Genomic DNA, 20,010 nt, shown 5'->3' with positions numbered 1-20,010 from the left:
CCTTTCTTGGTGGCGATGCGTCCAACCGGGCATTGCCGCTGACGAAGGATTTGCCGTGCCCGATTTGCCCTGGTTCGTCTATGCGATGCTGCTCGCACCGCTCGGACTCATCCTGATTGCGGCCATCGTGAAGACCTGGCAAGCGCGCGAGGCGCGGAGCTGGCCGCAAGCACAAGGCAAGGTGGTCACCTCAGTCGCCGAGGTGCGCGAGGTCAGGGTGTCCGATAACGAGCGCGAGGAGGGCTATCGCCTCGAGAGCCGCAATTTTGCGAACGTGACCTACGAATATTCGGTCGCCAACCGGAAGCTTCGCTGCAACCGCATCTCGATCGGCGAGGACCTCGGCAATTTCCAGGTGGCCGAGCAGCTCGCGAAATATCCCGCCGGCAGCATTGTCACCGTCTACTACAATCCGCGCCATCCCGATCAGGCCGTGCTGGAGCGCGATCTGCCGAAGGGCCTGTGGGGCTGCCTTGGCATCGGCACGGCAATCGTAGTTGCTATCATTTTAGGCTCGGCCTTCGGTCTCAACCAGAGCTACGCCTATCTCGCGCATCACATCGCGCGGCCCGATCTGGCAGGGCTCGTCGTCGGCTTCGGCGTCTTCGGCCTCGTTATTGGACTGATGGGCTTCGCCGTGCGGCGGCAGACGTCGATGGCGACGCGCTGGCCGGTGGTGCCGGGTACGATCAAGCTGTCGGAGATGGAGGAATATCACGAGGCGAGCGAGCCCGGCGGAAGCCGGGGCGTCGAGATGTTCGGCAAGCGCGTGACCTATACCTACAGCTATCAGAACATCCGCTACACCAATGAATGCGCGCGAGTGGCAGCCGGTACACCGTCGGCCTCCAACAAGATGCTGGAGAAGCTGATGTCGCGCTATCAGGATGGCGCCAGCGTTGAGGTTCACGTCAATCCGGACAATCCGGCTGAGGCCACGCTCGACGCGCGGGGCGGCGGCCGCATTGCCTACGTGTTGTGGGGCATCGCCGCGATCTTCGCCGCGCTGGCGTTGTTCGTCGCGACGCGCGGCGGTTAGTCGACCAACCTCTCCGCCCGCAACTCCCCCTCGATCTCAGCAAAAATCCGCGCCAGCCGTTCCGCCCATTGCTGCTGGCCGGATTGATCGCCGATCAAATCCTGGCGGATCTCGATGCCGGTGTTGATCAGGCCGCGCGCCTCGCCGTGCAGGGGGATGGTGTAGTCGGTGAGGTCGCTCACCGCATAGGGCTCGTTGTCGCCGACGACGAGGTCGCTCTCGGCGCGCAGGTGTTTCAGGAGGAGCCGCGGCAGCACCGTGTCGCGGTTGTAGAGCGCGCCGATGTGCCAGGGTCGCGCGACGCCGGCATAGACCGGCGTAAAACTGTGCAGCGACACCAGCACCGTTGGCCGCTTCGCATGCACGCGGTCGTCGATCACGGCATCGATGCGGTGGTGATAAGGCTCGAAAATCTCACGCCGTCGTGCCTCACGCTCCTGCTCCGAAATCCCCTCGTTGCGCGGGACCGACGTTGCCTCGGACATCACCGGGATCGAGCTCACCGCGCCGGGCGGGCGGTTGCAGTCGATCACCAGCCGCGAATAGCGCTGCGCGACCAGATGAGCATTGAGCAGCTCTGAGAGCTGCTCGGCGACACCGGCAATGCCGATATCCCAGGCGATGTGTCGCGTCAGCTCGCTCTCGGCGACGCCGAGATCGCCGAGCGCGTGCGGCAGCACCCGCCCGTAATGATCCGAGGTGAGCAGGAAGGGCGATGCTCCCCCTGCATTCATCTCATGCACTGGCGGCATGTCGCCCTCGCCGAGGAGTTGATCGGCCGCCTCAGCTATGTCTAAAGCCATCCTGATTGCCTATGGAAAAAGCAGTCACCCCCGGAAATTGGGCAGGAATCGGTATAGATTGCCCTGTCCAAAATGACCATGATCGCCCGACGATGCCGCTACTGACGATTCATCACAAGACCGAATATCGTTACAACCGCCCGGTGGCGTTCGGCGAGCACAGGATCATGCTGCGTCCGCGCGACGGGCATGATCTGCGCGTGCTCGACTCTCAGCTCGATATCTCGCCGACGCCGATGTCGCTGCGCTGGATCCACGACGTGTTCGGCAATTCGGTCGCGATCGCGACTTTCGACGAGCGTGCGGACACGCTGACCTTCGACTGGCACGTCACCGTCGAACACAATCCGGTGGAGGAGTTCGCGCTGACGCCGGACGATCCCGCCTTTTTCTATCCCTTCGTCTATGACGACGAGGAGTTTCCGGATCTCGTCCAGTACATCACGCCGCAATATGCCGATCCCGACGACGAGATCGCGGAGTGGGCGCGCGGCTTCCTCGATGAAGACTCGCCGTCGCCGACCTTCAAGATCCTCAGCGGCATCACCCACGGTATCCGCGAGCAGTTCAAATACCGCAAGCGCCATGAGCCGGGCACGCAGCATCCGCTCGACACTTTGCAGTCGGGCACGGGAACTTGTCGGGACTATGCGCTGTTTATGATCGAAGCGTTGCGCCATCTCGGCTTCGCGGCGCGATTCGTCTCCGGCTACATCTTCGTGCCAGAGGATATCGAGGAACATCACGTCGGCGGTGGCTCGACGCACGCCTGGGTGCAGGTCTATTTGCCGAGCGCGGGCTGGATCGAGTTCGATCCGACCAACGGCATCGTCGGCACCCGCGACCTGATCCGTGTCGCGGTCGCCCGCGATCCGCGCCAGGCGATCCCGCTGTACGGCGTCTATATCGGCCCCGGGGATGCCTTCGAGGCCATGGACGTGAATATCAAGGTGGTCTCGGACGACCAGGACAGCGACCAGGAGATGGAGGCAGAGGTTTTGTAGATGGAGATCAAGGTCGGCTTCGAGATCACCTACGCGGCAGCGCAGCCGACACCAATGGTGATCATGCTCAACATCCACCCCTCGCGGCAGGCCGACATCATCGGCAAGGAGACGGTGGTCGCGGAGCCCGACGTTCCCATCCGCTTCTATCACGACGGTTTTGGTAATGTGTGCGGTCGCCTCGTCGCGCCGGCCGGCGGCGTGACGCTGAAGGGCCGCGCGCGGGTGCGTGACACCGGCCTGCCGGACGAGGTGATGCCGGGCGCGCAGCAACTCCCGATCGAGCAATTGCCGAACGAATTGATGCTCTATTTGATGCCGAGCCGCTATTGCGAGACCGACAAGCTCACTGACATCGCCTGGTCGCTGTTCGCCAAGACGGAGCCGGGCTGGAAGCGAGTCTGCGCGATCACCGAGTTCGTGCATAAGCACGTCACGTTCGGCTACGAGCATGCCCATCACATGAAGTCGGCGCACGACGTCTACGAGCAGAAGACCGGCGTCTGCCGCGACTTCGCGCATCTCGCGTTGACCTTCTGCCGCTGCATGGGCATCCCCGCGCGCTACTGCACCGGCTATATGGGCGACATCGGCATTCCGCCGGATCCATCTCCGATGGATTTTTCCGGATGGTTTCAGGTCTGGCTCTCCGGCAAATGGTTCACCTTCGACGCCCGCCACAACGTCCCCCGCAGCGGCCGCATCCTGATGGGAACGGGCCGCGACGCCGCCGACGTCGCGCTGTCGACCAGCTTTGGCCGGATGGAGTTGAAGAAGTTCGAGGTGGTGAGCGACGAGGTGGCGAAGGCGGGGTGAGTTGTAGCGCTGTCGCTCCGCAAAATTCGCAGCTATAGACACCTCCATGACCTCCGATCGTCTCTTCGTCTACGGCACCCTGATGCGCGGCTTCGACCATCCGATGGCGCGGCTGCTCGCGGGCCATGCGGATTTTTTGGGTGACGCGACCTGTCGCGGCAGGCTCGTGCTGGTGAAGCATTATCCGGGATTGCTGCTGTCGGACGCGCCGTCCGATCTCGTCCATGGCGAGCTGTTTCACCCGCGCACGCCCGACGAACTGCTGAGCGAGCTCGACATGTACGAGGCCTGCGGCGAAGGCTTTCCGGAGCCGACCGAATATCTGCGCAAGCTGATCGACGTGACGCGTGCGGATGGCGCCATCGAGAAGGCCTGGACCTACATTTACAACTGGCCAGTCACTGATATGCCCATCATCGAGTCGGGCCGCTTCCTGGAGCACTAAGCCGACAGCACTTCCTTGACCACGCGGACATCGACCTCGCGCTCGACGTAAGTCCACTCTTCGGTCCGTCGCAGCATCGCCACCAGCTCCTCGAACAGCGAGGCATGCGCGGGCGCGAACTCGAACCAGGTCAGGAAATCGAAGGGCTCGCCGAGATCGCGGCAGTGATAGAGCTGCCGCGCGATCGCGGGCAGGAAGCGCAGGCTGCTGGCGATGTGGTGCGACTTGTCCTCAAAGATCCTGCGCCGCTCCTCCTGGGTCAGCTCCCACCAGGCCTGCGACTTGCGGATCGGGATCAGCGCCGCGCAGGTGGCCTCGAGCCGGCCGAGCCCGGCCTGCGCCGCGGTGAGCTGCTGCTTCTCGGCGCGCTCGGTGTAGCGAAGCGAGCTCGGGGCGCCCACCAGCCGCCACGCATTGCGCGAGGGCACCAGTGGCAACGAGACGGCATTGCCGTCGATCACCGACAGCGCCGGCATGAAAGGCAGGGGCTCGCCCGTCACGGGCGAAACCGAGGTCACGCGCCAGCCCCCGCTCTGGCCACCCCGAAACGTCCTGAACATGGCCCATGGAAGCGTGGAACCGGGCTGGGTTCAAGGTCTCTGTCATGAGCCTCCGAAGATTTCGCCCGGATTAGGCCCGCTTCTTTGGCTTCGACTTCTGCTGCATGTAGGAGCGCAGCACCGCATTCATGCGCCGCTGATAGCCCTCACCCTCGCGCTTGAAGAAAGCGAGCACGTCCTCGTCGAGCCGGATGGAGATGGCTTTTTTCCTGGGGGGCATCACGAGCACGGCGTCCGACCAATCGATGTCCTTGAACTCTGCCCAGTCGGGATCATTTGCGATCGAGGCTTCCAACTCCTCGTCCGTCATCGCATCGACACGGGCCCAATCAGTGTTTCCCTTGCGACGATCGCCCCATCGACGCTTCACGATATGCTCTTTTTTCATCTGGCCTCGGACGTCGCGCTGAAATGATGCGGATCGCTCTGTCTCGTCGCGTAAAAATCACCGTCAGAATTCGGTCGTTGAACCCTCCGACCGCGATCCACCGCTCCTCGTCGTTACGATCTGATCGCTTGACGATGACGGGTCCTTCGAAAATCTGACTGGCGTCGTTGAAGCTGATGCCGTGTTTGACCAGATTAGCCCGGTTCTTCTCCTCGTCCCATTCAAACCCGGCAGGCGCGAGAGAGCTGAAATCCGGCATCAGTTTCTCTGTATATACAATCGTATTTTTGAAATATCAAGCCTGTGGATATGGACTGAACATATCAGGAACATTAAATAAGCCATTGAAGCAAGGCAAGGGTTCGCCTTTCTGGGGTGGGCGCTTCAAGCGGCCGAGCTGACAGAGTTCCATTGCGCCATGCGCTTCACGCCCCAATTCCTCGACGAGCTGCGTGCCCGGCTTTCGGTCTCCGAAGTCGTGGGCAAGCGCGTCAAGCTGAAGAAGGCGGGGCGGGAGTGGAAAGGGCTGTCGCCGTTCCAGCAGGAGAAGACGCCGTCCTTCTACGTCAACGACCAGAAGGGTTTTTATCACGACTTCTCCTCCGGCAAGCACGGCGACATCATCAACTTCGTGATGGAGACCGATGGCCTGCCGTTCGCCGAGGCGGTCGAGCGGCTTGCCAACATGGCGGGCCTGCCGCTGCCGGCGGTGACGCCGGATGCGGCGCGGCATGAGCAGCGGCGTCGCACGCTGCATGACGTCATGGAGCTTGCGGCAAAGTTCTTCGCAGAGACTCTGGCCTCGCGCGTCGGCGCCAAGGCGCGCGGCTATCTTGCCGACCGCGCGATCTCGCCGGCGACGCAATTGCAGTTCCGGCTCGGTTACGCGCCACCGCCGCCCGAGCGCTTCGCGCTGAAGGAGCATCTCGGCAAGCTCGGCGTTTCCGTCGAGGACATGATCGAGACCGGGCTGCTCGTTGCCGGCAACGATATCCCGGTGCCCTACGATCGCTTCCGCGATCGCGTGATGTTTCCGATTACGGATCTGCGTGGCCGCGTCATCGCCTTCGGCGGACGTGCGCTGGAGAAGGACGTTCCGGCCAAGTACCTGAACTCGCCGGAGACGCCGCTCTTCCACAAGGGCGACAATCTCTACAACCACCAGACGGCGCGCAAGGCCACCCATGACGGCAGCGCGCTGATCGTGGTCGAAGGCTATGTCGACGTCATCGCCATGGTCACCGCGGGTTTTGCAGGCAGCGTCGCACCGCTCGGCACTGCGCTCACCGAAAACCAGCTCGCGCTGCTCTGGAAGATGGCGGACGAGCCGATCCTCTGCTTTGACGGCGACCGCGCCGGACAGAAGGCGGCGTATCGCGCCGCCGATCTCGCGCTGCCGTTTCTCGCACCCGGAAAAAGCCTGCGCTTCGCACTGCTGCCGGAAGGGCAGGACCCCGACGATCTCGCGCGCTCCGGCGGCCGTGGCGCGATCGAGGAGGTGATCGCGGCGGCACGTCCGCTCGCCGACATGATCTGGTCGCGCGAGCTCGAAGGCGGCAACTTTGCCACCCCCGAGCGCCGCGCCGCGCTGGAGGCGCGCATCAAGGAGCTCTCCAACGGCATTCGCGACGAGGTGGTCCGGCGCTATTATCGCCAGGATCTCGCCGAGCGGCTTCTGCGCGCCTTTGCCCCCGATAGCGGGCGCGGCGGCTTTGCCGGCCGCGGCAATTTCCGTCCTGGTCAGGCCGGGCGCCAATTCCAGCCGAGGGGCGGGGGGCAGCCGAATCGATTCGGCGGCCAGGGGTTTGGTGGAGGCCGCCGCGGTGCGCCGGGGCCGATCCAGCTCCCCTCCGGCCCTTACCAGGCGGCCAGCCCGCAACTGGCATCAAGTCCGATCATGCGGGGGCAGCGCAGCGCCATTTCCCGGCGCGAGGCCCTGATCCTGCAAAGCCTGATCAACCACCCCTGGCTGCTGGATGATCACCTCGAGGAGGTGGCTGCCCTGGAGTTCGCCCACCCCGAGGCCCACAAGCTCAGGGCCGGGATCATCGCGGCTTTCGCCAACGATCATCACCACTCGCCGGACCCCGGCGAGCAGGCCGAGAAGATGCGATCCGACATCGAGAAAGGGGGATTTTTACAGCTTCTTCAAAGGGTTGAGGGCGGTATCACGACCGCGGCAGTGTGGGGCGCCCGCGAGGGCGCAGCCCGGGACGATGTTCTCTCCACCTGGCACCAGCTCGTTGCCTTGCATCGGCAGTACCATTCACTACTTAGAGAGTTGAAAGACGCCGAGCTGGCCTTGGGGGAGGACCCCAGCGAGGCCAATATGGCGTGGCTGCGTGACATCAAGGCCCGACTGGCCGAGGTCGACGGCACCGAGGCCCTGATCGAGGGTTTTGGCGAGCTGTCGGGCCGATTCCAGAAGAGCGTGTGATGAAAGAATCATGCGGACGGCCGGGGTCGGAACCGCTAAAAGACTCGCCAAATCCAAGGTTTGGCGGCAAAAACAGGGTTAATCGAGGCTTAACGGTCTTGTAGCACTTTGGCCCCCAGGCGGCCGCAGGCAGAACAGACGCGTCAGGAATGAATCCGCGCAATATCTGTTGGCACTTCACCTGCATCCGCTGCGACAAAGAGGCTCACGAAGCGTTAGGCAAATCCGGCGAGAGAAAGGTCGGGGTGGCGAGAGATGTGCGCGCCGCCCTTTCCGTGTCGCGATCTGACGAAGCGAGAGCGTCGAGCAACAGGTTCAAGTGATTTCACGCGGGCGGGCCAGTGAGCCTTCTGCATGAAGCGCGTTTAGGAGCAATGGATGGCCACCAAGGCAAAGACGCTGCAGGCGAAGGACAAGGAAAAAGACGACAAGGCAGCGGACGCGCCGGAGAAGGACTCCCAGGACGCGCCGTCGCCGTTGCTCGATCTGTCCGATGCGGCAGTGAAGAAGATGATCAAGCAGGCCAAGAAGCGCGGCTTCGTGACCTTCGATCAGCTCAACGAAGTTTTGCCGTCCGACCAGACCTCGCCCGAGCAGATCGAGGACATCATGTCCATGCTCTCGGACATGGGCATCAACGTCACCGAAGCCGATGATAGCGGCGACGAGGAGGAAAAGGACGAGGGCGGCGAGGACGAGACCGATAACGAGCTCGTCGAAGTCACGCAAAAGGCCGTCACCGAGGTCAAGAAGAGCGAACCCGGCGAGCGCACCGACGATCCCGTGCGTATGTATCTGCGCGAGATGGGCACCGTCGAGTTGCTGTCGCGCGAGGGCGAAATCGCGATCGCCAAGCGTATCGAGGCCGGCCGCGAGGCGATGATCGCGGGCCTCTGCGAAAGCCCGCTGACCTTCCAGGCCATCATCATCTGGCGCGACGAATTGAACGAAGGAAAGATCTTCCTTCGCGACATCATCGATCTCGAAGCGACCTATGCCGGCCCCGATGCCAAGGCCGGCATGAACACCGCCATGATTGCCGGTCCCAACGGCGAGAACGGCGAAGCGTCGGCCGAAGGCGGCCAGGCTGCTGCGGCCGTGGGCGCGCCGGCGCATGTCGCGCCGCCCGCAGCACCGCCGTCGCCGACCCCGTTCCGTGCCGTGCCTGCTGGCGGCACTGAGGCCGGCGAGGAAAAGGATCCGGCCGAGTCCGCCGCCGAGTCCGACATGGACGACGACGAGTTCGAGAACCAGATGTCGCTTGCGGCCATCGAGGCCGAGCTCAAGCCGAAGGTCGTCGAGATCTTCGACAAGATCGCCGACAGCTACAAGAAGCTGCGCAAGCTTCAGGAGCAGGACATCCAGAACCAGCTCCAGAACGAGTCGCTCTCGCCGCACCAGGAGCGCAAGTACAAGAAGCTGAAGGACGAAATCATCGTCGAGGTGAAGTCGCTGCGCCTGAACCAGGCCCGTATCGATTCACTCGTTGAGCAGCTCTACGACATCAACAAGCGCCTCGTCTCGCATGAGGGCCGCCTGATGCGCCTTGCCGACAGCCACGGTGTCGCGCGCGAAGACTTCCTGCGCAACTACACCGGCTCGGAGCTCGATCCGCGCTGGCTCAACCGTGTCTCGAAGCTTTCGGCCAAGGGCTGGAAGAATTTCGTCCATCACGAGAAGGACCGCATCAAGGACCTCCGCCACGAGGTGCATCAGCTCGCTGCGCTGACCGGCCTTGAGATCGTCGAGTTCCGCAAGATCGTGCACTCCGTGCAGAAGGGCGAGCGCGAAGCCCGTCAGGCCAAGAAGGAGATGGTGGAAGCCAACCTCCGTCTCGTGATCTCGATCGCCAAGAAATACACCAACCGCGGCCTGCAATTCCTCGACCTGATCCAGGAAGGCAACATCGGCCTGATGAAGGCGGTCGACAAGTTCGAGTATCGCCGCGGCTACAAGTTCTCGACCTACGCAACGTGGTGGATCCGGCAGGCGATCACCCGCTCGATCGCCGACCAGGCGCGCACCATCCGCATCCCCGTGCACATGATCGAGACGATCAACAAGATCGTGCGCACCTCGCGTCAGATGCTCAACGAGATCGGCCGCGAGCCGACCCCGGAAGAGCTCGCCGAGAAGCTCGGCATGCCCTTGGAGAAGGTCCGCAAGGTCCTCAAGATCGCCAAGGAGCCGCTGTCGCTGGAGACGCCCGTCGGTGACGAAGAGGATTCGCACCTCGGCGATTTCATCGAGGACAAGAACGCGATCCTGCCGATCGACGCCGCCATCCAGTCGAACCTGCGCGAGACCACCACGCGCGTGCTGGCGTCCCTCACCCCGCGCGAAGAGCGCGTGCTGCGCATGCGCTTCGGCATCGGCATGAACACCGACCACACGCTGGAAGAAGTCGGCCAGCAGTTCAGCGTGACGCGCGAACGTATTCGCCAGATCGAAGCGAAGGCACTGCGGAAGCTGAAGCATCCGTCGCGGTCGCGGAAGCTGCGGAGTTTCTTGGATAATTGATCTAGCGTCACGTCCGGACTCGACCCGGACGAGCCCATCCAAACGCAAGCGGCGGGCCAAAAGCCCGCCGTTTTGTTTGTGCCTACCGGAAGCGTTCAGCCAAAGAGGTTCATCTGCTTTTCTATCGGCCTATACTTGCGACGCGAAAGGCGCATCGATCTTCTTGCGCCATTCAGGTGGCAATAGAATTGGGGGGGATGAAAGTCGTCGATTGTCTCTCGAATTTTGGCGAGTGGTAACGCTGCTTCCATTTCCATTACGTCCGCCAGAACCAAGCCATAAGCGACCTTACACCCCCGAAAGTATGTCTCGAATTCCTCTCGTGATACTCCGGTCTTGCACCCCACCTTCTTCCAGAGTTGCGACGGTGGAGCGACCTCTATTCGGTCTAGGCGTGCGTAACCTCGAATTGCCGCTGTCGGAGCCGTTGCATAAATCCAAACGCGGGATCCAGGCTCTACGTTGAGGCGCCTCTTTCTTAGCTCAACTGTCTTTGCTCCGCCAAAAATGCTCTCTGCATGTCGTGGCTTCAGCGAGATCAAAATTTCGTTCACATCAGTCATCGGAAAAGCCGGCGTCAACAATTGAAGCTAACTGTTTGGCCGTTATCGGCGTCGCAGACACAAAGTTCGCTCCACTGACGCAACCTAGCTCTCGCAATTTTTTAAATGAGACAGGTTTGTTCAGTATGACGAGGTTGTCAAAAGTTGTTGCAAGAATCCTATCGGACTTTGTCAAGGCTTCAATGTCGACGACGACGCCACCTCGCTGAAGAAGTTCGGGCGCGTTGTTCGCGGGGATCGAAGTCACGTCCACAATCCGTCCCAGAGCAACAATCGCCCCGCGTCCCTTGCCGCCTCTCGAGGATTCGTAGAACGCTATAACTGATCCTCGAATCATAGCACGTGCAGCTCTGACTGTGTTGAAATAAGTCCGGCGGGACAAGAATTGCGCCTCGGGGACATCCAAAAACGTATACTGAGCGTCGGTGCCGAGGAGGTCAGCGGCAAAGGCAGGGGTAATTGGAGCCACGACCGCTTTGCGTTGGGGCAGAGCTAGCAGGGCTGGGGATAGAAGGGTTTCGAGTTCGAAAAGCCCCATCGTTTTCGGCGTGTTGTTTATTAAAACGGTCACTTCCGGTTTGTCATATCTAGGGCACTTCTCCTGAACGGTCATGCCGGAAAGGCGCTCGATGACTAATCTGGCATTGCTCCACGTTGTGTTGGTAATGGGGCCACCTAGCGCAACTTTGAAGAGACCTGATTGCCCGTGTGCCTGCTGAAAACCCTGCCCCAACGCGATTCTTCGTGTGATTGGCTGGGACGAAATGTCCATTAAGAGTAGGCTGCACGCTCCTCTTGTTGAACAGTGTTGTACTTGTTCGGAGATGAGAAAGTCTGCAATTGTGGACGAAAACGGATGTTCTTGATGAACGCAGACGACGCTGTGGGTTGGTCGCTCTAAAGCCGGAGCTGGATCCAAGAGGCTGACCCCAACCAAGCCCTGATTATCGAAAACCGCAGAACGTCGGCATCTAGAAACATTGATGTGTCCTTCAAGAGAGACGCCCTCACGTTTGAGAAACGTGGTCACTTCTTCGATGGTGGGCGCCTGGATACGAAAGCTCTTCGTCGACTTAGATGCTGCGGGCGCTGCCTCGTTAGGCAAGTCAAGAAGGTGGACGAATTCTGACAGGCCAATCACGTCTAAGCTGAAATTCTTCATTAGACGGTCGCGAGCTGCCAGAACCTTCGCATCGCTTGTTATGTAGCCGGAAACGCCTGCTGCCACAGCGTGGGCCAAATGCGCGATGTCTGACTCGTCCGTCGGTTTTAGGTTTCCTGCGGCCGACCTCTCGGGGAAGACGAGGGAGCCAATGTGAAGCTTCAAACCTTCGATTTTTGATTTATCCTGCACGGGCAGCGTAGGAATTGTCTTCGCCAATGACAGAATTGGATCATTGGTCGGATCGTTCGACTTTCGTTTGAGTTCAGCGAAAAGTTCGTGACTGGCTGCAATTCTGATCTGATGCTTGAATGCAGCTTCAAATACAGCAATCGCATCCTGCGAACGCGCTCGATCCTTCACGGCATCAAAGAACACGTTGAGGTCGATCGCATAAATGGGGATTTCGGGAGACCTCTTCCGCGGGAGCATCTCGACGTTATTCACCACCTTGAAATCTACCATGTAGGAGATCAGACTCGGTGTATCCAACTGAAATATCCGTACATTGATTTTTCTATTTCGAGTTTTGCCGCCAGCCTTCAGGCGAGAGGAAATGAAGCCGTGTTTTTCGTAGAACGAATTCGCGCCCGTCAAGTCTGTGGCAACGTTCGCAACTATATTCAAATAGCCTTCATGTTCGCCTTGAGCGACAAGCGTTCTAAGCAAGGTGCTTGCGTGCTGGTGTCGTCTATAATGCGGGGCTACAGCAATTTGTCGAACACGCAGGATCGGGAAAATTCCACCGAAAAGTAGATGACCCGCATAAGAAGTCTCGTCTCCGTCTTGCACGACTAAAAGTATTAGTTTGCGCTGTCGAGCGGCTTCCGCATACGCCGGTTGTGGCAAGAAGCCCAGCGCATCGCGCTCACTGTCTGCTTGCGCGCTAATAGAATCTAAGAAGGGAGCGATATCTGAATAATCTCGTCGAATGAAAAAGTGCTTGGCCATAAAGGTGCTACCTTGCGTTGATGTGTTTATCTCCTCTCTTCTATTGGTTGGCAAGGAATTCTAGGTGGATGGCTCCAGCCTCGACGTCGCGAGGGTCGGCATCTATGCTTCGATGATGCCGGCCTACCTCACCGTCTGGTACAACACCCGCTGCCCCGTCTGCGACGCCGGCATCGACTGGCAACGCAACAAGCTGCTGGCGCTGGTGCGCGCGGGCACGGTCGAGTTCAGGGACATCAACGAGCAGCCGGATGCACTGGCGCACTTCGGCGCCTCGGTCGACGACATCAGGCGCCGCCTGCACGCGACCGATGAGGCCGGTCGGCTTACCGTCGGTGCGGATGTTGCGATCGCGCTGTGGCGGTTGACGCCGGGGGAGCGGTGGCTTGCGGCGCTGTTCGGCAATCGCGTGGCATTGCCGTTCACGCGCTTCTTCTATGACCGGTTTGCGGATCTGCTGTTTGCCTGGAACAAGCGGAGCGGGCGCTGGTGAGCGCCTGCCTATGTCGGCCTATTTCTTCTTCGCGCCGACCCGGTCGAGGTTCTTGATCTCCAGCGGCGGGCGGCCGGATTTTTCGGCGATCTCGCGGTCCTGCTCCATGATGAAGGCACGGGCAGGCTCATCGCCGTCGAGGCCTCCGAGCAATTCCGAAGGCACGCGCCGGTTGGAGCGTTGTGAGCCGTCTTCGTAGAAGACGTTGAAAAAGGCGAATTCGCCTTTGGGATTGGTTCCAGGTTTTTTGGCCATGGCGGGCTTTTCGTCGATCAGGACGCCATAGTCAAATGACTTTGGCAGCTGCCAGCGCCGGTTTGAGGGGCTTTTTGCACGACTGCTAGACGAAATCCGTTCGCCCGATCGCCACGTCAGGCGCCTCGTATGGTCGATGCGACCTTTAGATCGGACCCTTGCCTCAATAAACGGCGGGCCGAAAAGCCCGCCGTTTATTTTTGGTCTTCAGTGTCGCCCGGGGCTGGCAGGGCAACAACTTAGGATAGAAGACTATAACTTGCGCCATAAGGTGGCAAGATAAATCGAGGCGGCGTTGGTCTCGCAGCGAGCGCGTCTGATATGCGCCAAAGGTCATCGCGGGTTCCAGCGTGCTCCCGAAGCAGATGCTTGGATAGCTGAAACATTTGTTCATTTTCTCTGCTCTCGCAATGCAGCGAGAGTTCGCTCGCATCGCGCGTATGCGTGTTGATGTGCATCGGCGCGCGTGCAGAAGGTCTCATCTAGTGCATGCAGATGAGTTCCAGCTTTGCGATGTGCACGTCACGTTGCGCGTGCGCGCCGCCCTCACGGTGCCACCAGCTCGACCCGCCGGTTGAGCGCGCGTCCGGCGTCCGTCGCATTCGAGCCGACGGGTGCCAGCAAGCCGACGCCGGCGGTGCGCAACCGTGCTTGCGCGATCCGAAAACTCTTCACGAGTTCGGCTGCGACAGCTTCAGCGCGACGCTTCGACAGATCGAGATTGTACTCATAGGCGCCCTGGCTGTCGGTGTGGCCGACGATGAAGACGTTGAGCTGGGGCTGGCTGGTGAGCAGCTTTGCGATCTGCTCCAGCGTCGGGCGGCTCTCCGGCTTGAGCATCGCCTTGTCGGTGTCGAAATAGATGCCGTAGAGCGCGATGTGGCCGGTCTCGCCAAGCCCCTTGGCCATCGCGGCGGCATCGACCATCTTGTTTTCGATTGCGCCCAGCTCCGCGACGGTGACCTGCGCATAGATCTCCTGGTTGTTCTGGCTGACGAGGACGCTGGCATAGGTCTCGCGCCCGCCCTCGGTCTTGCGGCCGGAAAAATAGCGGTAGTTGAAGCCGTCGACCCACATCTGCGGGACCGGCAGCGTGTCGATCGCTTCCGTGAACGGAATGGCGCCGCAGGCGTCGGTGTCGCAGGCGAGCAAGGTCTCGAAGCCGGCCTTGGCAAGCTGCGTTTCAAAATTGCGGGAGACTTCCAGGATCGACGGGCCGGGATTGGTGCGGTAGGCGATGCGGATGATGCGGCCCTCGAGCCGCCGCGCGTCGGTGGGCTGGCCGTCCTTGAAGGCGGCGGCTTGCATCCGCGCCGCGTCAAAATCTTTCACCACATAGCCGGTGACGACGCTGCCGGTGAAGCGGCCGATGCCGGAATAGTCGCGGGCGCCTGCGACATCGCGCGTCTGTGCTGAGGCGGTCGTGATGGCGTGAAAGGAGAGCAAAGCGAGGACAGCGATCATTCGATACGGAATGGGCATGGTCATCTCGAACAGTTGGGGATGGGGGCGAGCGCAAATCTTTAGTCGCGCGCACGCAGCGATCGGTTCTGGCGGGGATTTGCCGCTTTGACGCGACTCCGGTTCCCGGGCATGATCGCGCGCTGTTTCGCGCAAGATTTGAGGATTTCCCCACATGTTGAGATTCGCGCTCGCCACCGCGTTCGTCGTTTGTCTGGCCGGCGGCCAAGCCGAGGCCGCGCGTTGCGGCGGCGACTTCAACAGCTTTGTCGCCAGCGTGACCTCGGAGGCGCAGGCCGCCGGCGTTTCGGCGAGCACGACCAGTGCGGCTTTCAGCGGCATTACCGAGGACGGCGCCGTGCTCGCCTTCGACCGGCGCCAGCGCTACACCTTCAACAAGAGCTTTGAGCAATATGTCTCGACCCGCGTCGGCCCGGGCCGCATCAATGGCGGCCGCGCGCTGCTCCAGCGCCATGCGGCGCTGCTCTCGCGCATCGAGCAGCAGTTCGGCGTGCCCCGGCAGATCCTGGTCGCGATCTGGGGCCTGGAGAGCGATTTCGGCAAGGGCGACATCGGCAAGCTGCCGGTGATCCGCACGCTCGCGACGCTGGCGCATGACTGCCGCCGCACCGAGCTGTTCCAGGGTGAGCTGCTCGCCGCGCTCAAGATCGTGCAGCGCGGCGACCTGCCGCTGCGCGACCTCATCGGCGCCTATGCCGGCGAAATCGGCCAGACCCAGTTCCTGCCGTCGTCCTATATCAAATACGGTGTCGATTTCGACGGCGATGGCCACGTCGACCTCCGCCACAGCGTCCCCGACGTGCTCGCCTCGACCGCGAACCTGCTCCACACCAACGGCTTCAAGATGGGCCAGCCTTACGGCGAAGGCACCGCCAATTTCGATGCCATGCGGGAGTGGAACAGGGCGGTGATCTATCGCAAGACGATCGGGTATTTTGCGGATCGGTTGGCGGGGCAGTGAGGCGTTGAGGAGGGCGAATGGTTTTCCGGCGTCGTCCCGGCGAAGGCCGGGACCCATACCGCGGAATCTATCGGTTGCGGACGGTGGGAGTACCGAACTGCGAGTCTTCGCCAAACCGAGTTCGGTGGTTATGGGTCCCGGCCTTCGCCGGGACGACCACGGAGAGTGAGGCGCGCTGCTTCACTCACTCACCCACCCACGCTCACTTCGTCCCCTTCGCCATCTTCTCCAGCCGGCGCTGTAGCGGCGCCCAATATGTCCCCGGGCGGAAGCGCTGCAACAGGTCCATGAAGCGGGCGTCGTTGCCGATCAGGATGCGCGGCTGGTTCTTCTCGATGCCCTTGATGATGCGCAGCGCAGCGTCCTTCGGCGTGGTCTTCGCCGCGTTCTCGAACCGATCGATCATCTGCGCGCGACGGGCATTGTCGGTCACGCCGATCCCGGTGCGGGAACTGCGCGCGATGGAGGTGGCGACGCCGCCGGGATGCACGACCGACAGCTTCACCGGACTTCCCGCGACCGCAAGCTCGTGCCGCACGCTCTCGGAGAAGCCGCGCACCGCGAATTTGGCCGCCGCATAGGCTGCCTGACCCGGCGGCGCGATGATGCCGAAGATCGAGGAGAGGTTGACGATGTGCGCCTCTGCCTGCGTCTTCAGGTGCGGCAGGAAGGCGCGCGTGCCGTGCACCACGCCCCAGAAATTGATGTCGAACAGCCAGTCCATCTGCGTCTGGTCGATCTCCTCGAACTGGCCGAGCAGCGCCACGCCGGCATTGTTGACGAGGATGTTGAGCGAGGGATGCGCCGCGATCGCATCGGTCGCGAACCGGGCGATGTCACCGGGCTCGCTGACATCGACGCGATGCACGCTGACTTTGCGCGCAGCTCCGATCTCTGCGGCGAGAGTCTTCAGTCCGGCCTCGTCGCGATCGGCAAGCGCGAGGTCGCAGCCGAGCTGGGCCAGTTCGATTGCGAGCGCGCGGCCGATGCCGCTGGCCGCTCCGGTGATGGCCGCGGCGCCGCGAATCACAGTCATGATGCCTCCCGTCAAGCTCTGATAGGGAACTATGATTTACATTTTTTCAGAATGGAACCGAACTGCAAGGGAGTTCGCTCCTTAACTCACGTGAGGCGGACGCACACAAGCATTGGGAGCCATCGATGGGACAGTCAGAACCATTTCAAGCAACCGCACTCATCGTAGAGGACGACGCTATGCAGCGGGAGATGCTCAGTCTGCTGCTGGAAGAGAGTGGCTACCAGGTCATCCAGTGCGAAAGTGCCGAGGCTGCCGAGCGTGTGCTTGAGAAGAATGCGGGCGCGCTGTGCCTGTTGCTGACGGACGTGCAACTTGCCGGCCGCATGAACGGGGTCGAGCTGGCGCACGTCGCCAAGGACCGCAATCCGAAGCTCGACATCGTCGTCACCTCCGGGCGTCCGCTGATGCAGCCCTTGCCTGATGGCGCAAAATTCTGGGCCAAGCCGTGGGCGCCGCTCGACGTGCTGCGCGAAGCCGAGCTCGCGCAACTGTCCTAGGGAAGCACGAGGTCGCCGGCGACCCGATGGGCGTCGCCGGCTCGGCTGACCGGGTCGTGACTTTTCCAGGCCGGGCAGGGGTGGTAGGGACAGGACATGTCCTGGTCCTTCCTGCTCACCTCGCTCATCGTCGTCGCGTCCCCCGGCACCGGCGTGCTCTATACGCTGGCTGCGGCACTCACGCGCGGCTCCCGTGCCAGCGTGGCGGCCGCCTTCGGCTGCACCCTCGGGATCGTGCCGCATATGATCGCGGCGATGCTGGGCCTTGCCGCCGTGCTCCACACCAGCGCGCTCGCCTTTGCCGCGCTGAAATGGTGCGGCGTGGCCTATCTGCTCTACATGTCCTGGCAGGCGCTGCGCGAAACCGGGTCGCTTTCGGTCGAGGCTGATATCAAGGAGCGATCGAGCGGCCGCGTCATCGTGACCGGCTTCCTGATCAATATCCTGAACCCAAAACTCTCGATCTTCTTCCTCGCCTTCCTGCCGCAGTTCATCGCGCTCGACGAGGCCCATGTGCTGGCACGGATGCTGGAATTGAGCGGCGCCTTCATGGCGATGACCTTTGTGGTGTTCGTCGTCTATGGCCTCTGCGCGGCATCGGTACGCGAGCGCGTCATCTCCCGCCCTGGTGTGATGGCCTGGCTGCGCCGCAGCTTTGCGGCGGGCTTTGCCCTGCTTGGGGCGAAGCTCGCATTCGCCGAGCGATAGGCAGTAGACGCGATCTCCTCTTCACCTCTCCCCGCTTGCAGGGCGAGGTGTGAGAGAACGGAGCAAGCCAATAAAAAAGCGGGCCTCGCGCCCGCCACCTTCAATCTCTCAATCTGACCCGAAGCCCGGGCAGAGCGAGGCTCCGCCCGGGCAAACAAAAAGAAGCTGCGTTACTTCTTCTTCGCCTTCTTGGCCTTCTTCGCCTTCTTCTTCGCCGCCTTCTTCGCTTTCTTAGCCATAGTATCCTCTCAAGGGTTCATGGTTAAACGCGACACGAGGGATGCTCGGCGGAGGGCCAGCCTCGCAACATCCTCGGTGACGAACTCAGCAGATTCGCGGGCGCCTGCCCCGCGCTGTCACATCCGTGTCATTACGTTATCCACAGCTCAGATGCATTTTCGGGTGATTTCCGCCCGCGAATCCGCATCGCAGCACGCCACGGCGCATCTCACATCGACGTCGGCGGCATGGCTAACAACCCGACAATCGGCGCGCGCCGTTCATGAATCCAAAACCAAAGACGCGCTTTCGCAGATCGCGGTGAGGTTCCGTTAAGCGCACCCGCGCATTGTCGTCCGCAAGAACACGGGGACGGGTCATGGACGAACGGGTGCCAGAGACAGGGAGCGGGACGCTGCGCGTACTGTGGGCGCCATGCTGAACGTACCGACACTTTGGACGGTTTTCGTCGTCAACTTCCTGGCGCTCGGCCTGATCTGGGCCTACGTGACGAGCTCCTATCCGAAATTCGAGGCGGCACGGTTCTGGATGGCGTCGGCCTTTGTCGGTGCAGCCGGTGCAATGACCGCCCTGGCCCGCCTGTTCGTCACCTCTCCTCTGCCGCTTCTGCTCGGGTCCGCCGGTATCATCGCCGCGAGCTGCCTGGCGGCGATGGGCATTCAGCGTTTCTATGGCCGGCCGGTGTCCTGGCGCGTCATGGTCGCGACGAGCGCCCTGAGCATCAGTGGCACGGTGTTCTTCATGGTCGTGTTCGATCACATGCAGCTTCGCATGATGAGCTACACGCTCGGGCAGGCCGTTCCTCTGCTGCTGGCGTTGCGCCTGCTGCTGTCGCCGCAGGAAGGCCGCGTCAGTCCCGGCGCCTGGCTCTCCAGCATCGTCATCATCACCATCATCGCGATCTTCGCGGCCCGTACGGTCGGCAATCTGCTTGGCGGCGATTTCTCGGCCGTGGCCGGCAGTCAGGGCCATGCCGTCATGGTGCTGGGGCTTCTGTTCCTCTCGATGACGCTCAATTTCGGCTTCCTCTTGATGGCGATGGACCGCCTGCGCAACGAGGTCGCCGATCTGGCGCTGCTCGACGATCTCACCGGCGTCGCCAACCGTCGCCATCTGTTGCAGCGCCTCTCCGAGGAATGCGCCCGCTCGGAGCGCAGCGGCGAGCCGTTCTCGCTGCTGGTGATCGATCTCGACGGCTTCAAGACCATCAACGACACCCATGGACATGCGGCCGGCGACGCCTGCCTCCAGCATTTCACCCTGATGGCGCAGACGCGCCTAAGGCCCGGCGACATGCTCGCCCGCACCGGTGGCGACGAGTTCTGCGTCGTGCTGCCGTCGTCCTCCTTACGCGAAGGCGCGCTGATCGCCCGCCGCGTGCTCGAGGTCTGCCGTCAGGATGCCGCGGCTTGCGCCGGCAACGACATTCCCATCGCGATCTCGATCGGCGTGGCCGAATGGGATCGCGACATCGGCCAATTCCCGGACCGGCTGATCGCGCACGCCGACCACGCCCTCTATGCCGCCAAGAAAAACGGCAAGAACGATTTTGCGGTCTATGACCAGGCGCCGCCGCTCTCGCCGGAGCCGCCCGGACCGGTCGAGGCCACGCGCAAATTCGCGTAAAGTCGTGCTAACTTCGGGTCT

General features: G+C 61.8%; 20 protein-coding genes. 11 read left to right on the top strand and 9 right to left on the bottom strand.

Going from position 1 to position 20,010, the window contains the following annotated elements; translation table 11 throughout:
- Nucleotides 1–55: 55 nt before the first annotated feature.
- Complete coding sequence (locus tag UP06_RS15545) at nucleotides 56–1,039, top strand: DUF3592 domain-containing protein (protein WP_050031706.1); 984 nt, start codon at nucleotides 56–58, stop codon at nucleotides 1,037–1,039.
- Here UP06_RS15545 and UP06_RS15540 read toward each other — a convergent pair.
- Nucleotides 1,036–1,842 (bottom strand): N-formylglutamate amidohydrolase, encoded by an 807-nt coding sequence (locus UP06_RS15540; protein ID WP_045003616.1) that lies wholly within the window; start codon nucleotides 1,840–1,842, stop codon nucleotides 1,036–1,038. The genes UP06_RS15545 and UP06_RS15540 overlap by 4 nt on opposite strands.
- A gap of 92 nt (nucleotides 1,843–1,934) precedes the next feature.
- On the opposite strand from UP06_RS15540, the gene UP06_RS15535 reads away from it, so the two are divergent.
- Genes UP06_RS15535 through UP06_RS15525 form a run of 3 tightly spaced genes read left to right on the top strand, consistent with a single transcriptional unit; the run spans nucleotide 1,935 to nucleotide 4,107 of the window.
- Complete coding sequence (locus UP06_RS15535; protein ID WP_045003613.1) at nucleotides 1,935–2,846, top strand: transglutaminase family protein; 912 nt, start codon at nucleotides 1,935–1,937, stop codon at nucleotides 2,844–2,846.
- Nucleotides 2,847–3,662: a transglutaminase-like domain-containing protein gene (locus tag UP06_RS15530; protein ID WP_045003611.1), complete on the top strand. Its 816-nt coding sequence runs from the start codon at nucleotides 2,847–2,849 to the stop codon at nucleotides 3,660–3,662.
- Between the two features lie 46 nt (nucleotides 3,663–3,708).
- Nucleotides 3,709–4,107: a gamma-glutamylcyclotransferase family protein gene (locus tag UP06_RS15525; protein WP_045003609.1), complete on the top strand. Its 399-nt coding sequence runs from the start codon at nucleotides 3,709–3,711 to the stop codon at nucleotides 4,105–4,107.
- On the opposite strand, the gene UP06_RS15520 is transcribed toward UP06_RS15525, so the two are convergent.
- The 3 genes from UP06_RS15520 to UP06_RS15510 form a co-directional block, all read right to left on the bottom strand.
- The gene (locus UP06_RS15520; RefSeq protein WP_045003607.1) at nucleotides 4,104–4,667 is read right to left on the bottom strand and encodes a chlorite dismutase family protein; all 564 of its coding nucleotides are present in this window, start codon (nucleotides 4,665–4,667) and stop codon (nucleotides 4,104–4,106) included. The genes UP06_RS15525 and UP06_RS15520 overlap by 4 nt on opposite strands.
- A 70-nt stretch (nucleotides 4,668–4,737) precedes the next feature.
- Entirely contained in the window at nucleotides 4,738–4,977 is a 240-nt protein-coding gene (locus tag UP06_RS15515) for a BrnA antitoxin family protein (RefSeq protein WP_245305488.1), read from the bottom strand.
- 19 nt (nucleotides 4,978–4,996) lie between these two features.
- Entirely contained in the window at nucleotides 4,997–5,314 is a 318-nt protein-coding gene (locus UP06_RS15510) for a BrnT family toxin (protein ID WP_045003603.1), read from the bottom strand.
- A gap of 159 nt (nucleotides 5,315–5,473) precedes the next feature.
- Between UP06_RS15510 and dnaG the strand changes: the two genes are divergently transcribed.
- Complete coding sequence (dnaG, locus tag UP06_RS15505; RefSeq protein ID WP_045003601.1) at nucleotides 5,474–7,492, top strand: DNA primase; 2,019 nt, start codon at nucleotides 5,474–5,476, stop codon at nucleotides 7,490–7,492.
- A gap of 378 nt (nucleotides 7,493–7,870) precedes the next feature.
- Nucleotides 7,871–10,012 (top strand): RNA polymerase sigma factor RpoD, encoded by a 2,142-nt coding sequence (gene rpoD, locus UP06_RS15500; protein ID WP_045003600.1) that lies wholly within the window; start codon nucleotides 7,871–7,873, stop codon nucleotides 10,010–10,012.
- Nucleotides 10,013–10,107: 95 nt separating this feature from the next.
- Here rpoD and UP06_RS42675 read toward each other — a convergent pair whose 3' ends face one another.
- Nucleotides 10,108–10,575, bottom strand: a complete 468-nt coding sequence (locus tag UP06_RS42675) for a DUF365 domain-containing protein (RefSeq protein ID WP_156162992.1) — start codon at nucleotides 10,573–10,575, stop codon at nucleotides 10,108–10,110.
- The gene (locus tag UP06_RS15495; RefSeq protein ID WP_082081440.1) at nucleotides 10,568–12,688 is read right to left on the bottom strand and encodes a GNAT family N-acetyltransferase; all 2,121 of its coding nucleotides are present in this window, start codon (nucleotides 12,686–12,688) and stop codon (nucleotides 10,568–10,570) included. Before UP06_RS15495 ends, UP06_RS42675 begins: the two co-directional genes overlap by 8 nt.
- Before the next feature lie 112 nt (nucleotides 12,689–12,800).
- Here UP06_RS15495 and UP06_RS15490 point away from each other — a divergent pair, with 112 nt between their 5' ends.
- On the top strand, nucleotides 12,801–13,181 hold the full coding sequence (locus UP06_RS15490) for a thiol-disulfide oxidoreductase DCC family protein (RefSeq protein WP_502691563.1): 381 nt from the start codon (nucleotides 12,801–12,803) through the stop codon (nucleotides 13,179–13,181).
- An 18-nt stretch (nucleotides 13,182–13,199) separates the two neighbouring features.
- On the opposite strand, the gene UP06_RS15485 is transcribed toward UP06_RS15490, so the two are convergent.
- Nucleotides 13,200–13,436, bottom strand: coding sequence for a hypothetical protein (locus UP06_RS15485; RefSeq protein ID WP_045003598.1), 237 nt, complete (start codon nucleotides 13,434–13,436; stop codon nucleotides 13,200–13,202).
- A gap of 546 nt (nucleotides 13,437–13,982) precedes the next feature.
- A complete protein-coding gene (locus UP06_RS15480) occupies nucleotides 13,983–14,918 on the bottom strand; it encodes an OmpA family protein (RefSeq protein WP_502691555.1) in 936 nt (311 codons plus the stop codon).
- Between the two features lie 154 nt (nucleotides 14,919–15,072).
- Between UP06_RS15480 and UP06_RS15475 the strand changes: the two genes are divergently transcribed.
- The gene (locus UP06_RS15475) at nucleotides 15,073–15,879 is read left to right on the top strand and encodes a lytic murein transglycosylase (protein ID WP_045003594.1); all 807 of its coding nucleotides are present in this window, start codon (nucleotides 15,073–15,075) and stop codon (nucleotides 15,877–15,879) included.
- A 202-nt stretch (nucleotides 15,880–16,081) separates the two neighbouring features.
- Here the strand turns inward: UP06_RS15475 and UP06_RS15470 are convergent, their stop codons facing one another.
- The gene (locus UP06_RS15470; RefSeq protein ID WP_045003593.1) at nucleotides 16,082–16,915 is read right to left on the bottom strand and encodes an SDR family NAD(P)-dependent oxidoreductase; all 834 of its coding nucleotides are present in this window, start codon (nucleotides 16,913–16,915) and stop codon (nucleotides 16,082–16,084) included.
- Between the two features lie 125 nt (nucleotides 16,916–17,040).
- Between UP06_RS15470 and UP06_RS15465 the strand changes: the two genes are divergently transcribed.
- The 3 genes from UP06_RS15465 (at nucleotide 17,041) to UP06_RS15455 (ending at nucleotide 19,989) form a co-directional block, all read left to right on the top strand.
- The gene (locus tag UP06_RS15465) at nucleotides 17,041–17,415 is read left to right on the top strand and encodes a response regulator (protein WP_045003592.1); all 375 of its coding nucleotides are present in this window, start codon (nucleotides 17,041–17,043) and stop codon (nucleotides 17,413–17,415) included.
- Between the two features lie 96 nt (nucleotides 17,416–17,511).
- On the top strand, nucleotides 17,512–18,123 hold the full coding sequence (locus UP06_RS15460; RefSeq protein ID WP_045003590.1) for a LysE family translocator: 612 nt from the start codon (nucleotides 17,512–17,514) through the stop codon (nucleotides 18,121–18,123).
- Between the two features lie 654 nt (nucleotides 18,124–18,777).
- Complete coding sequence (locus UP06_RS15455; protein ID WP_045003588.1) at nucleotides 18,778–19,989, top strand: GGDEF domain-containing protein; 1,212 nt, start codon at nucleotides 18,778–18,780, stop codon at nucleotides 19,987–19,989.
- Nucleotides 19,990–20,010 lie beyond the last annotated feature (21 nt).

The sequence above is a fragment of the Bradyrhizobium sp. LTSP857 genome (assembly GCF_000938285.1).
Classification (GTDB): domain Bacteria; phylum Pseudomonadota; class Alphaproteobacteria; order Rhizobiales; family Xanthobacteraceae; genus Bradyrhizobium.
This window is presented reverse-complemented; position numbering and strand designations above follow the sequence as displayed.

Excerpts from the sequence above, each read along its gene's own strand:
- UP06_RS15540 (WP_045003616.1), bottom strand. The coding sequence starts at position 1,842 with ATGGCTTTAGACATAGCTGAGGCGGCCGATCAACTCCTCGGCGAGGGC.
- UP06_RS15535 (WP_045003613.1), top strand. The coding sequence starts at position 1,935 with ATGCCGCTACTGACGATTCATCACAAGACCGAATATCGTTACAACCGC.
- UP06_RS15530 (WP_045003611.1), top strand. The coding sequence starts at position 2,847 with ATGGAGATCAAGGTCGGCTTCGAGATCACCTACGCGGCAGCGCAGCCG.
- UP06_RS15525 (WP_045003609.1), top strand. The coding sequence starts at position 3,709 with ATGACCTCCGATCGTCTCTTCGTCTACGGCACCCTGATGCGCGGCTTC.
- UP06_RS15520 (WP_045003607.1), bottom strand. The coding sequence starts at position 4,667 with ATGTTCAGGACGTTTCGGGGTGGCCAGAGCGGGGGCTGGCGCGTGACC.
- UP06_RS15515 (WP_245305488.1), bottom strand. The coding sequence starts at position 4,977 with ATGACGGACGAGGAGTTGGAAGCCTCGATCGCAAATGATCCCGACTGG.
- UP06_RS15510 (WP_045003603.1), bottom strand. The coding sequence starts at position 5,314 with ATGCCGGATTTCAGCTCTCTCGCGCCTGCCGGGTTTGAATGGGACGAG.
- dnaG (WP_045003601.1), top strand. The coding sequence starts at position 5,474 with ATGCGCTTCACGCCCCAATTCCTCGACGAGCTGCGTGCCCGGCTTTCG.
- rpoD (WP_045003600.1), top strand. The coding sequence starts at position 7,871 with ATGGCCACCAAGGCAAAGACGCTGCAGGCGAAGGACAAGGAAAAAGAC.
- UP06_RS42675 (WP_156162992.1), bottom strand. The coding sequence starts at position 10,575 with ATGACTGATGTGAACGAAATTTTGATCTCGCTGAAGCCACGACATGCA.
- UP06_RS15495 (WP_082081440.1), bottom strand. The coding sequence starts at position 12,688 with ATGGCCAAGCACTTTTTCATTCGACGAGATTATTCAGATATCGCTCCC.
- UP06_RS15490 (WP_502691563.1), top strand. The coding sequence starts at position 12,801 with ATGATGCCGGCCTACCTCACCGTCTGGTACAACACCCGCTGCCCCGTC.
- UP06_RS15485 (WP_045003598.1), bottom strand. The coding sequence starts at position 13,436 with ATGGCCAAAAAACCTGGAACCAATCCCAAAGGCGAATTCGCCTTTTTC.
- UP06_RS15480 (WP_502691555.1), bottom strand. The coding sequence starts at position 14,918 with ATGCCCATTCCGTATCGAATGATCGCTGTCCTCGCTTTGCTCTCCTTT.
- UP06_RS15475 (WP_045003594.1), top strand. The coding sequence starts at position 15,073 with ATGTTGAGATTCGCGCTCGCCACCGCGTTCGTCGTTTGTCTGGCCGGC.
- UP06_RS15470 (WP_045003593.1), bottom strand. The coding sequence starts at position 16,915 with ATGACTGTGATTCGCGGCGCCGCGGCCATCACCGGAGCGGCCAGCGGC.
- UP06_RS15465 (WP_045003592.1), top strand. The coding sequence starts at position 17,041 with ATGGGACAGTCAGAACCATTTCAAGCAACCGCACTCATCGTAGAGGAC.
- UP06_RS15460 (WP_045003590.1), top strand. The coding sequence starts at position 17,512 with ATGTCCTGGTCCTTCCTGCTCACCTCGCTCATCGTCGTCGCGTCCCCC.
- UP06_RS15455 (WP_045003588.1), top strand. The coding sequence starts at position 18,778 with ATGCTGAACGTACCGACACTTTGGACGGTTTTCGTCGTCAACTTCCTG.